Origin of the sequence: Aliirhizobium wenxiniae (genome assembly GCF_014201355.1) — a bacterium.
Lineage (GTDB): Bacteria > Pseudomonadota > Alphaproteobacteria > Rhizobiales > Rhizobiaceae > Neorhizobium > Neorhizobium wenxiniae.
The window spans coordinates 375,863-387,397 of sequence record NZ_JACHEG010000003.1; the positions used below are offsets into that span (position 1 = coordinate 375,863).

The 11,535-nt window shown below is 58.8% G+C and carries 11 protein-coding genes; 6 read left to right on the forward strand and 5 right to left on the reverse strand.

Annotated elements, in window-relative coordinates; all coding sequences use genetic code 11:
• The 4 genes from gstA to HNQ72_RS17165 form a co-directional block, all read right to left on the reverse strand.
• A complete protein-coding gene (gene gstA, locus HNQ72_RS17150) occupies positions 1-705 on the reverse strand; it encodes a glutathione transferase GstA (protein ID WP_183993533.1) in 705 nt (234 codons plus the stop codon).
• Positions 706-777: 72 nt separating this feature from the next.
• Complete coding sequence (locus tag HNQ72_RS17155) at positions 778-2,184, reverse strand: aldehyde dehydrogenase family protein (RefSeq protein ID WP_183993534.1); 1,407 nt, start codon at positions 2,182-2,184, stop codon at positions 778-780.
• Positions 2,185-2,294: 110 nt separating this feature from the next.
• Positions 2,295-3,053 (reverse strand): SDR family oxidoreductase, encoded by a 759-nt coding sequence (locus HNQ72_RS17160; RefSeq protein ID WP_183993536.1) that lies wholly within the window; start codon positions 3,051-3,053, stop codon positions 2,295-2,297.
• 62 nt (positions 3,054-3,115) lie between these two features.
• On the reverse strand, positions 3,116-4,330 hold the full coding sequence (locus HNQ72_RS17165; protein WP_183993538.1) for an MFS transporter: 1,215 nt from the start codon (positions 4,328-4,330) through the stop codon (positions 3,116-3,118).
• 143 nt (positions 4,331-4,473) lie between these two features.
• On the opposite strand from HNQ72_RS17165, the gene HNQ72_RS17170 reads away from it, so the two are divergent.
• The 6 genes from HNQ72_RS17170 (at position 4,474) to HNQ72_RS17195 (ending at position 10,516) form a co-directional block, all read left to right on the forward strand.
• A complete protein-coding gene (locus HNQ72_RS17170; RefSeq protein ID WP_183993540.1) occupies positions 4,474-5,052 on the forward strand; it encodes a TetR/AcrR family transcriptional regulator in 579 nt (192 codons plus the stop codon).
• A gap of 258 nt (positions 5,053-5,310) precedes the next feature.
• Complete coding sequence (locus HNQ72_RS17175; RefSeq protein ID WP_183993542.1) at positions 5,311-6,294, forward strand: zinc-dependent alcohol dehydrogenase family protein; 984 nt, start codon at positions 5,311-5,313, stop codon at positions 6,292-6,294.
• A 22-nt stretch (positions 6,295-6,316) separates the two neighbouring features.
• Positions 6,317-7,300 (forward strand): DMT family transporter, encoded by a 984-nt coding sequence (locus HNQ72_RS17180; protein ID WP_183993544.1) that lies wholly within the window; start codon positions 6,317-6,319, stop codon positions 7,298-7,300.
• Positions 7,301-7,309: 9 nt separating this feature from the next.
• The gene (locus tag HNQ72_RS17185; RefSeq protein WP_183993546.1) at positions 7,310-8,323 is read left to right on the forward strand and encodes a zinc-binding alcohol dehydrogenase family protein; all 1,014 of its coding nucleotides are present in this window, start codon (positions 7,310-7,312) and stop codon (positions 8,321-8,323) included.
• A 21-nt stretch (positions 8,324-8,344) separates the two neighbouring features.
• On the forward strand, positions 8,345-9,499 hold the full coding sequence (locus tag HNQ72_RS17190; RefSeq protein ID WP_183993548.1) for an L-dopachrome tautomerase-related protein: 1,155 nt from the start codon (positions 8,345-8,347) through the stop codon (positions 9,497-9,499).
• 135 nt (positions 9,500-9,634) lie between these two features.
• Positions 9,635-10,516, forward strand: a complete 882-nt coding sequence (locus HNQ72_RS17195; RefSeq protein ID WP_183993550.1) for a LysR substrate-binding domain-containing protein — start codon at positions 9,635-9,637, stop codon at positions 10,514-10,516.
• A 12-nt stretch (positions 10,517-10,528) separates the two neighbouring features.
• On the opposite strand, the gene HNQ72_RS17200 is transcribed toward HNQ72_RS17195, so the two are convergent.
• The gene (locus HNQ72_RS17200) at positions 10,529-11,497 is read right to left on the reverse strand and encodes an XdhC family protein (RefSeq protein ID WP_183993732.1); all 969 of its coding nucleotides are present in this window, start codon (positions 11,495-11,497) and stop codon (positions 10,529-10,531) included.
• Positions 11,498-11,535 lie beyond the last annotated feature (38 nt).

Genomic DNA, 11,535 nt, shown 5'->3' on the forward strand with positions numbered 1-11,535 from the left:
TCATCCGAGGTTGGCTTCCAGGCCATGGTCGTTGAGAGCACGGTCGGTTGGCGAACCAGTTTCAAACCGCTGCGCTTCGCTTTCCTCTCTGAGGATGGTGACCAGCCCCTTGCCTTCCGCTTTCAACGCATTCAACACGCTCGGGCGCTTACCCATCCGGTGAAGAAAACCTCGAATGTTCGGGAATTCCGATAGCTCTAGATTGAAGAAAAGAGCCCAGCTCAGGATCGGAAAGAGATATGCGTCAGCTGCGGTGAAGTGATTACCGGTCAAGAACGGCCCGCCCTGGAGTGCATCATCGACGACCCGATACTTGCCGAATAAACGTTTCCTCACGAAGGATTTGGCCCCCTCGTCGAGTGGCCAGAATAGCGGTGAGGTCGCTTTGTGCAGTTCCGTGGCAATGAAACTCTGCCATTCCATGACTTCGTAGCGTTCCTTGGTCCCGGCGGCGGGCATCAGGTCGGTACGTCCGGCAGTGTCGCATAGGTACTGTGCGATAACGAGGTTCTCGGTGAGGATCGTTCCGTCTTCTAGTTCAAGGGCGGGCACCATGCCCCTCGGATTGATCTGACGGTAATCTCCACCAAATGCTCGAACCTTTTCGGTGGCATTCACGATCTCAAGTTCGAACGGCAGCTCCGTTTCCCTCAGCAGGATATGCACCGAAAGGGAGCTGGCACCGGGGTGAGCAAACAGTTTCAAGGCTATCGACCTCAATGTCCGTGGGAGGGAACGCCGGCGGCCATACCGCCGGCGTGGTTGTCATAAATCCGATCACGCCGCCTTACGGGCGTTGACGATCCGCCGCTGAGTGAAGTCTTCCATGCCTTCGATGCCGTTTTGCAACCCATGGCCCGACTGCTTCGCTCCGCCGAACGCAACATCATACGGCAGAGACATGTGCTGGTTCACCCAGATGGTTCCGGTCTCGATCTTGGAGGCGACGGAAACGCCCCTTTCGACATCGCCCGTCCAGATAATGCCGCCGAGTCCGAATTCGACGCTATTGGCTTCCGCGATCGCGCTATCGACGCTGTCGTAAACCTGGATCGGCAGAACCGGACCGAACTGCTCTTCCTTGACGAGACGGGCATCGTTCGGCAAGTCGCGGACAATTGTCGGCTTGATGAAGTAGCCGTTGCCGTCTGTGCGCTCGCCGCCCGCGACGATTCTACCGTTGTGACGGGAGTCTTCGATGAAGCCCTGTAGCTTGTCGTACTGCATTTTGTTCTGGATCGGACCGATCGTGGTGCCCTGCTCCAGACCGTCGCCGACCTTGGCTTCCTTTGCGAGGGCGACCAGAGCTTCGGTGAGCGGTTCGATGAGCTTCTTTGGCGCATAGACACGCTTGGTCGCGAAGCAAATCTGTCCGGCATTCAGGGTTGCCGCGCGGAAGATCGCTGGAGCGACCTTGTCGATATCGGCGTCGTCGAGCACGATTGCAGCATCGTTGCCGCCGAGTTCAAGCGTGAAGCGCTTGAGCGTGCTTACCGTGCTTTCCAGAACCTTCTTGCCGGTCGGCGTCGATCCGGTGAAGCTGACATGCGCAACGTCTTCGTGGCTCGTCAGAAGCGGTCCGAGATCATTGGTGTCCGCCAGCGTCTGGAATACTCCCCGGGGGAAGATCCTGGCAGCCAGTTCGCCGAGAAGCAATGTCGTCAAGGGCGTGGTCGGCGCTGGCTTGGCGATCACCGGGTTTCCGGTCATCAGCGCGGCCCCCACCTTGTAGACCAGGAGGGAGATCGGAAAGTTCCACGGCGTGATCGCGGCGGCGACGCCCTGAGGATAGCGCTGTTCAACGATGTATTCGTGTTCGTTGTCCCGGATCACTCTCGGCTTGATTTCCTGGGAAGCAAAGAAGCGGAGGGCCGCGACGGAACCCCGGATTTCGGCTTCCGCCTGCGGCAGAGGCTTTCCTTGTTCGAGAGTGAGAAGACGCGAAAAGTCCGAAGCCCGGGCTTCCAGCGCGGCCGCGAACGCTTCGACATAGCCGGAGCGGTGCTCGTAGGTAAGCGCCGCCCACGAGGGGAACGCCTTTTTCGCTGCGGCTATGGCTCTCAATGCGATGGCCTCGTCCGCACGAGGAGCGATCTCGAATTCCTGGGCGGTCGCCGGATTGATGACGCCGACGTCCTTTGCTCCGTCGATCAGTTCACCGTCCACGAGAAGTCTGTAGCTCATTGGGTTGTCCTCTTGAAAGCGCCGCGTTCCGGGCGTCGTTCTAACGTGCCTTTACAGGCGGCTTGCCGGAGCGGCCGGATGTCGACCGCTCCGAAATCGGCCGGTAGACTTCAGACCGGGATCGGTTCCTTCACCATCACTTCGTTGAACTGGAAGAAGAACTCGTGTTCCTTCGAGCCTGGGTTGTCGCGGAGCATCTGGATCGCGTCGACGTAGATATCTTCCCGGTTGGTCGCGAGCTTCTCCATCGTTTCCTTGACGAAGGCGTCGAGCGGCATGGCGCGAGGATCGCCGCTCTTCTTGATGAGGTCCGTATCTACCCACGGCGGAGCGATTTCATGGACCTTCACAGAAGTGTCGCGCAGGGTGAAGCGCTGCGACATAGTGAAGGAATGAAGGGCGGCCTTCGTCGCCGAATAGACAGCATTGTAAGCGAGCGGCACGTAAGCGAGTACCGAGGTGTTGTTGATGATGACCGCCGACGGCCGCTTCTTGAGATGTTCGATCAGGGCGGACGTCATCCGGATCGGGCCCAGAAAGTTCGTCGTGACGATGTTCTGCATCGTCTTTTCATCGATCGCCTTGGCTGCATCGTCGAACGGCATGATGCCAGCGTTGTTGAACAGCACGTTGAGCGCTGGGTAGTCCGCGATGATCTTGGCGGCAACCTGCTCAATACTCGCCGGGTCGGTAATGTCCATCTCGTAAGCGGCCATACCGGGGTTTGCCTTGATGGTTTCATCGAGATTGGCCTTGCGGCGTCCCGAGATGATCACCTGGTTGCCGAGCTTATGGAAGGCCTCGGCCAGACCGCGGCCGATACCGGAACCGCCGCCTGTAATGAAGATCGTGTTGCCGGACATTTTCATGGTTATTCTCCTTGGGTTTGATTTGGGTTTGACGTTTTGGTCCGCGTCGAGACCGCCATTGTTCAGCGGGCGGGCGACGTGTTGGGGGATGCTGCCTTGGCAGCGAAACCGAAGAGCAGTGCTACGCCGATCAATTCAGCGAGAGCCGCTGCGAGGCCGAGATCGGCGACCTCACCGCGAGCGATGACAACGGAGCCGATGGCGCTTCCAATCGCGAAGCCGCCGTACATGAAGCTGGCGTTGAGCGAGAGAACGATCGGTGCAGATGCCTGCCCGCCTGTTTGGATCAGATGGGAAATCTGCGCCGGGAAGAATCCCCAGACAGTGACGCCCCATACGGCCACCGAAATAACGATCGGGATTATGGCCTGCGAAGGTGTGAGGAAGAATGCGGTGAGTGACAGAACCAGAAATGCCACTGCCAGGACCACGAGGCTCGTGCCCATTACGGTTTTGGCTCCGAACTTATCGCTGAGGGCACCCCCGCTGAATACGCCGACGGCTGAACCGACACCCCAGAGGCAGACGATAAAGCTGATACCGTTCGGACCGAAATCAGCTACCGAGGTCAGGTAGGGAGTGATGTAGGTCCAGACCGTGTAGGCACCGACCGCCCAGAACAGCGTGACAGCCAGACCAAGTAAAACAGGTGGCCGTTTCGCAACCGCGATTCTGGCTGAAAGGCTAGGCACCGGAAGTCCTGCCCCGGCTGTTCGATCGAGGCCGACGATCAAACCGACGACAGCGATCGCCGCGAGAATCCCGACGCCGAGAAACGTCACGCGCCACCCGAGCGCATTCCCCACGAGCGATCCGATCGGCAGTCCGAGTGCGATTGCGATCGTCATCCCGCCGTTTACGATCGCAAGTGCCCTGCCTCGTCTTTCTGGCGCAATCAGGACGCCGATCAATGCGTTGGCGTTCGGGGTATAAAGTCCTGCTGCAAGAGCCAGAAGCACGCGGGCCGCAAAAATGCCCCAGTATCCGCTCGACTGCCAAGCAACGAGGTTGGCCAACGCAAAGAACGCCATCGTCAAAATCAAGAGGCGTCGCCTATCCACGCTGCCGAACAGCGTCGTCAGGATCGGCGAGCTGAACGCGAGGGTCAGCGTGAAAACGGTCACAAGTGTTCCGAGGGTCGCGATAGACAGCTGCAGGTCGTCAGCCATGTTGGGCAGCAGCGGCACAATCATGAAGCCTTCGGTTCCGATCGCAAAAGTTCCCAGCGCCATCACCCAGGCCGGCGTGAGCTTTTGGTTTTGGATTTCAGTCGCCATGGCAACGCGTCTCCGTTCCGTCTTGCGTTTTAATATGACCGGTCGTATTATTCTGTCAATCGAGTTTATTTTTGCCGCTCGATGACCGCTGACACTTGAATTCAGATGGCCTCGTTCATATCGCGGGACCGAAGGAGAACCTCATGGCCACACCGACCAGAGATAAGATTTTCGCAGCCGCTCAGGACCGCTTCCACGCGCTTGGCTACAGCGCGTGTGGCGTGCAGCAAATCGTGGATGCCGCTGGCGTCCCAAAAGGCAGTTTCTACAACTACTTCAAGACCAAGGAAGGTCTCGCTCTTGAAGTCTTGCAGATGTATGTCGCATCGTCGAAGCGGGAAATATTGTCTAATGCTGCCCTGTCCCCCCTCACCCGGATCAGGGAGCATTTCGGGTTCTTCATTTCCCGATACGAGAAGGACGGCTTCGACAAAGGCTGCCTGATCGGCAATCTTTCAGCGGAAAGCTCGGACGACGTTCCGCTCCTCCGGGAGGCACTAAAGGACTCGCTTTCGACGTGGGCTGACTTGTTGTCGAGCGTCATACTCGAGGGACAGGCTAACGGAGAAATCAAGCCGGGTCTTGAGCCGTCGGCGATGGCACGCTTCCTCATCAATAGCTGGGAGGGTACCGTGCTCCGTATGAAGATTACGAACGATCGGCGGCCACTGGACGATTTTATGTCGATCGGCATGGGACTTCTCGACAACAACCAAGCCTGAACCGATTTCGACAGCAGTCGAAATCGGATTCGGACATCTGCAAATCAAACACCGGATGTTCCAATATATCTCGCGGGTCGTAGTGGATGCTCGAAGCCGCCACGGCCTGAAGCAACCGCCGTTCTTTCGCAGAGACTATTGTTTGGCGAGCAATCGCACATGATCTAGCTGTAAATCGAATTGTTGCCAAAAGAATTATGCGTTTGTCTTATGGGCAAGTGGCTCCCACTATTATCGACATGAATAATGGAGCCAACGATGAAAGCCCTCGTCCTCAGCGCTTTTGGCAGCACCGACAACTTCGCCGTAGATAATATCCCTGATCCTGTATTGAAGCAGGGACAGGTGCTTGTCCGCATAGCGGCTGCATCTCTCAACCCCATCGATAACAAAATCCGCGAAGGTTTACCCATCGGCCCGGCATTGCCGGCGGTGCTTGGATGTGACTTTTCCGGGACAATCGTCGAAGTGGGCGACAACGTCACCGGATACTCGATCGGGGACGAAGTCTTTGGCTTGGCCGGCGGAGTTAAAGGACATGGCGGCACCTTGGCGGAGTTAATTGCCGCCGATGCGCGCCTTATCGCCAGAAAGCCTCGGAACCTTTCCATGCGTCAGGCCGCCGCGCTTCCGCTTGTGTCGATTACCGCCTGGGAAGCGATCGCCCGAGCCAACCTCAAGGCATCTGAACAAGTCCTCATTCACGGGGCAGCCGGCGGCGTGGGGCACATCGCCGTTCAGCTCGCCCACGACCTGGGAGCGGTGGTAACCGCGACAGTTGGCAAAGATTCAGATGAAGCCATAGTCCGGGGGTTTGGTGCCGAGCAAGTCGTTTTCTATAGGCAGGAAAAGCCCGCGGACTATGTATCAAGGATTACTCAAGGCCGCGGCTTTCCTGTCGTCATCGATACTGTCGGAGGTGAAAACCTTGCGAATTCGTTCCAGGCGGCTGCGATCAGCGGCCGGATATCGACGACCGCTTCGCGCGCAACGCTCGACTTGACCCCCGTGCATAGCAAGGGGCTCACGTTTGGTGTCGTCTTCACGCTGATACCGATGCTGTATGATATCGGTGCTGACACACACGGCGATATCCTGCGGCAAGTGGCGACCATGGTCGAAAGTGGACTTGTAAAGCCACTGATAGACGAACGCCGTTTCGGCTTGGCAGACGCGCCTGCGGGCTACGACCTCCTTCAATCGGGCTCTGCAAAAGGCAAGATAGTTATCGACGTCGCATAGCGACATCTCCGGAGACAGACAAATGTCCACGAACGCATCTCGCGAGGGCCTGCGTAACGCACGCCTGTGCGAATTCCCCCCAGCCATAACGAACCGGCATAACCACCGGAAGCCAGCCTTTCTGCCGCTTTTGAGCTTGGTCGTGGCGATCGTACTCTGGGGTGCCAACTGGCCAGTGATGAAGGTAGGCTTGGCCCATGTCACCCCTGTCTGGTTCTCAGCGCTGAGGTTCGGCACGGGCGGAGCCGCCCTTTTTATAGCTCAATTTCTCCGCGGCGGGATACGCCTGCCAAAACGCGGCGACCTGCCGTTCGTTGCCTCGATAGGCCTGTTGCAGATGGCGGCCTTCACAATGCTTGGCGCTCTGGCCATGATCCATCTCGGGGCCGGAAGGTCAGCCATTCTAAGCTACACCACCCCGCTCTGGGTGACGCCCATCGCGATCGTCGTATTCAAGGAGAAGGTTGGCAGTTTACGTATCGGCGGCATCATGCTGGCCGCTGCGGGTGTGGCCACGCTCGTGAACCCTTCGGCGATTGACTGGGGCAATCCAGTCGTGGTCGCTTCGAACGGAGCGCTGCTGATCGCGTCGATATGCTGGGCGCTCTGCATCATCCACCTGCGTTATTTCAAGGCCGTCTCATCGGCATTCGATCTAGCCCCTTGGCAGATGCTGCTGGCTACGATCGTTCTGGTCCCGCTCGCCTGGATTATCGAAGGCGATTTCTCGGCCGATGATACAATAACGTTCTTCGCCTCCACGGTATTCGTCGGTCCAGTAGCGACGGCTTTCTGCTTTGTCGCGGTCAATGCGGCCAGTTCGTGGCTGCCGGCGACGACAATGTCGACAGCCATGCTGGGCGTTCCGGTCACGGGCGTTCTTCTGTCGCTCCTGCTACTCGGCGAACCCCTTACCGCCCCTCTTGCCGCGGGCACGTCGGCGATCGTGATCGGCATAATGTTGAACGCGATCCCTCGCCGGAAACCGAACAAGCAAGATCTCTAGGAGACAAAAATGAAAGCGATTGGATACTACAAGAACAAGCCGGTGACCGAGCCGGATGCGCTTGTCGATATCGAAGTGCCCAAGCCTGAACCGGGACCGCATGACCTGTTGGTGAAGGTCGAGGCCATTTCGGTCAACCCTGCGGACGTCAAGCAACGCGGCAATTCCGCACCCACCGACGGACAGGCCAGAATACTCGGATATGACGCTGTCGGAATTGTCGAGAAGGTCGGATCCAGTGTCCGGCTCTTCGAGCCAGGCGACGCCGTTTTCTATGCGGGTGCGATCAACCGGCAGGGAACCTATGCCGAATACCATGTGGTGGACGAGCGGGTCGTCGGCCCCAAGCCAAAGACCATATCAAGCGCTGAGGCAGCCGCGCTGCCTCTAACGTCTCTCACAGCCTGGGAGCTCCTCTTCGAAAAACTCGGCGTCCAGTACGGCACGAAGTCAAGCCGGGAGGCGATCCTGATTATCAACGGCGCGGGTGGCGTGGGGTCCGTCCTTACCCAGATAGCGCGTCGCCTGACAGGACTGACCGTCATCGCGACCGCCTCGCGCCCCGAGACGATCGACTGGGTCAAGCAGATGGGTGCCCATCACGTCGTCGATCATCGAAAGCCGCTCGATGAGGAGATGCGCCGCATCGGTATCCCTCACGTCAAGTACGTGGCTGGGTTGACGGCAACCGACCGCCATCAGCAGGCCATCCTGGAAATCCTCAAGCCGCGTGGTGCGCTGGCCATGATCGATGACCCGGATATCTTCGACGTCGTCAAATTCAAGAGGAAGAGCCTCTCTGTTCACTGGGAGCTCATGTTCACCCCGACGCTGTTCCAGACGCCGGAAATGGACGACCAGCATCGCATCCTCACCGAAATCTCCGCTCTCGTCGACAGCGGAGTGATCAAGACGACGATGCGCGAAAACGCAGGAAAAATCACCGCCGAAAACCTCAGGAACGTTCACGCTCTCCTCGAGAGCGGGCGTGGCCTCGGCAAAACCGTACTCAGCGGGTTCTAACCCGGATTTTTGGAGAATGTCATGAACACGAAACTACTCAAAATCGGTACCGCCATCGCGATCACCTTGGCTTCCACCGCGGCTTTCGCGGTCGACGAGCATCGCAAGATCGAAACGGTCGCGTCGTTTCCCGATGCGATGCTGACAGGCGTGACGGTGTCCGCCAACGGTCGCATTTTCGTCAACTACCCGCGCTGGGGCGACGACGTGCCGTTCACCGTCGCGGAGGTCGTCAACGGCAAGGCCGTCGCCTACCCCGATGCTTCAATCAACAAGGCCGATCCCTCCAACCCCGGCAAGTCGCTGATCAGCGTGCAGAGCGTGGTGGTAGATGCGGAAAACAGGCTTTGGATCCTCGACACCGCTGCACCTGGCTTCAAGCCGCCTTTGGCGGGAGGCCCGAAAATGATCGCTGTAGACCTGGAGACGAACAAGATCGTTAAGACGATCGTCTTTCCTCAGGATGTCATCCTGACTTCGACCTATGTCAACGATGTTCGTTTCGACCTCACGCAGGGAGGCGAAGGTGTCGCGTACATCACTGACTCCTCACTGACAGGTCCGGGAGCCATCATCGTCGTCGATCTGGCTACCGGCACCGCCACCCGGAGGCTTTCCGGCGACAAGACCACAGCGGCTGATCCGGAATTCACCGCCGAAATCGACGATCAGAAGCTTCTCAACCGCCCGCAGGGCGGCAAGACATCCCCAGTGAAGATCGCAAGCGACGGCATCGCGATCTCGGCGGACGGTGCTACCCTCTATTTCTCGCCGCTGTCCAGTCGTCATCTTTACTCGGTTCCGACGGCTTCGCTGCGTGACGCCACACTTCCGGAAGACAAACTTGCAGCACAGGTCGTCGACCTCGGGCTCAAGGGCGCATCCGACGGTCTCGAATCCGACAACAATGGCCGCGTCTATGGCGGCGACTACGAGCACCACAGCATCAGGATGCTCGAGAACGGCAAGTGGTCAACGATCGCGCAGTCCAAGGAAATCCAATGGCCGGATACGCTTTCGGTCGCCGCCGACGGATATCTCTACTTCACCGCAAACCAGCTCAATCGGCAGGCCGGGTTCCACAACGGTAAAGACCTTCGCGTGAAGCCCTACAAGCTGTTCCGCATCAAGATCGACGGCGGCCCCGTCGTTCTCAAGAAGGGCCAGCGTTCCTGACGTCATCGCTTCAAATGGACCACGCCCGCCTATCCGAGCCTTTCCGGGCTTCGAATGACCGGGCGTGGTCGTCTATTTTGAATACGCCGTATTGGTAGTTAAGCTATGAGCAACCTGATCGAGCTGAGGCCCCGCATGAAGTATCCGGACCTGGAAATAGACCTGCTTCGAGCGTTCGTCGCAGTCGCTGAGACCGGAAGCTTCACGCTTGCGGCGGATATCATCGGCCGCTCCCAGTCGGCGGTATCCCAGAAGGTCCTGCGCCTTGAGGAACTCCTGCAGAAGAAGGTTTTCGAGCGCACGAGCAGGTCTTTGACGCTGACCCGCGAAGGGGAACGCCTTCTGGTCGCCGCGAGGCGAATGCTCGAATTCAACGACTCGCTCGTGCGCGAACTGACCGAACCTCCGGCGAGCGGGTCTCTGAGGCTGGGGGTTTCGGAGGACTTTGTTCCCGACCAGCTTCCGCGCCTGCTGGCTCGCTTCGGTCGTCTCTATCCGGGCGTCTATCTGGACTTGATGACAGGGCTAAGCGGCGACCTTCTCGCGGCATACGACGACGGACAGTTGGATGCCGTAATCTGCAAGAAAGACGGCCACGGCAACCGGGGGCGCGTCATCTGGCGCGAACCCCTCGTCTGGATGGCCTCCGCCGATTTCAAGTTGGATTTTTCCAAGCCCGCCCGATTGGTGATGCTGAGGGCACCCTGTTCCTATAGAGACATCATGGTCTCCACTTTGGACAATGTGCGTCGGGAGTGGGTAGCCGTCTGTACCGCAAGCAGCCTCATGGGCATCCAGGCCGCAGTAGCGGGCGGACTCGGCGTGACGGTACTGGCTGGCTCCCTCGTCCAGGAAGGCATGCAGATCTTGAGTGCGCCAGATCATTGGCCAGCGCTGCCCATGACTGAGATCGCGGTGCTCGGCGAAGACGGCGAGAGCGGTCATCTCGTCAAGGCGATCGTCTCCTTTCTGACCGAACACCTGACGAAGGGCAGCGGACCGCTCATGGCAGCGTGAGACCTGCCATTTTCAACCTTTCTCGGTCGTGCCGGCGATGACGGGTCGGTAAGTGCCTTTGGAAGCCGCGGCCGCGACGTCCGCGACCACTGAAAGAGCGAGCGACGAAGCGTCCCTCGCCTTTTCGAATATTCCGATGGGCGCTTTGATCCGCGAGATGTCAGCTTCTCCGTAGCCCAACTGCTCAAGGGCCCTCCGTCGCCTTTCATGAGTGCGGCGGCTTCCGAGCGCGCCGATGTAAAAGGCTTCCGACTTCAGTGCCACTTCCAGGGTTTCGATCTCTGCATCCAGATCGTGATTGAGGAGAACCACCGCCGTATACCTGTCCAGCGGCAGGTCGGTGGCTTTTCTCCCATTGAATCTCCCGACCAGATCGACGCCATATCCGGCCGCCAAGGCGACCCTCGCTGTGGCATCGGTTTCCAAGGCGTTGCCCGATATCGCGATCCTCGTGGGCGGCCTGTAGATCCTGGCAAACCAGCCGTTCTGCCACCCTGTTTCGTCAGCCGGGCTACAGACCAGACTCTCTTCGGCTGGCTTGTATAAGAGGGCTGCCTCGCGACGCGCTCCGATATGGGCCAACACCTGGTCGATGGCCCCGGCATCCTTGAGCACATGTATGGAAAGGCTGATACCACCCCCGCAGGGGAGGATGATGTCGAAGAACGGCGAACCTTCTCCAAGAAGAAGGAAGCGGTCATGCCCTGCTCTGAGTGCCTCTAATGCCTCGGCCGCGACGGCGGGTTCGGTACACCCGCCGGACACAAAGCCGCAGTAACGACCGTCGATGCGAACGCTCATCTGCGCGCCCAAGGGACGGGCTGCCCCTCCCCTTATATCGACCAGGGTCACAAGCGCCACCGGGACGCCGTCCTCCAACGAAGCCCGGGCATGCCGTAATATCAGGACTGGGTCGTCTGTGGCGAACTCGCTGCGTGGAGCGGTGTGCTCTATGAGCTGACTCTGACTGTAAGCGTTCATCACGGTTGTCCGGTTTTTGAGGGCCTGCGTTAATGGAT

Bases quoted from the DNA above. Each gene is read 5' to 3' on its own strand.
- HNQ72_RS17155 (WP_183993534.1), bottom strand. From the start codon at position 2,184: ATGAGCTACAGACTTCTCGTGGACGGTGAACTGATCGACGGAGCAAAG.
- HNQ72_RS17160 (WP_183993536.1), bottom strand. From the start codon at position 3,053: ATGAAAATGTCCGGCAACACGATCTTCATTACAGGCGGCGGTTCCGGT.
- HNQ72_RS17165 (WP_183993538.1), bottom strand. From the start codon at position 4,330: ATGGCGACTGAAATCCAAAACCAAAAGCTCACGCCGGCCTGGGTGATG.
- HNQ72_RS17170 (WP_183993540.1), top strand. From the start codon at position 4,474: ATGGCCACACCGACCAGAGATAAGATTTTCGCAGCCGCTCAGGACCGC.
- HNQ72_RS17175 (WP_183993542.1), top strand. From the start codon at position 5,311: ATGAAAGCCCTCGTCCTCAGCGCTTTTGGCAGCACCGACAACTTCGCC.
- HNQ72_RS17180 (WP_183993544.1), top strand. From the start codon at position 6,317: ATGTCCACGAACGCATCTCGCGAGGGCCTGCGTAACGCACGCCTGTGC.
- HNQ72_RS17185 (WP_183993546.1), top strand. From the start codon at position 7,310: ATGAAAGCGATTGGATACTACAAGAACAAGCCGGTGACCGAGCCGGAT.
- HNQ72_RS17190 (WP_183993548.1), top strand. From the start codon at position 8,345: ATGAACACGAAACTACTCAAAATCGGTACCGCCATCGCGATCACCTTG.
- HNQ72_RS17195 (WP_183993550.1), top strand. From the start codon at position 9,635: ATGAAGTATCCGGACCTGGAAATAGACCTGCTTCGAGCGTTCGTCGCA.
- HNQ72_RS17200 (WP_183993732.1), bottom strand. From the start codon at position 11,497: ATGAACGCTTACAGTCAGAGTCAGCTCATAGAGCACACCGCTCCACGC.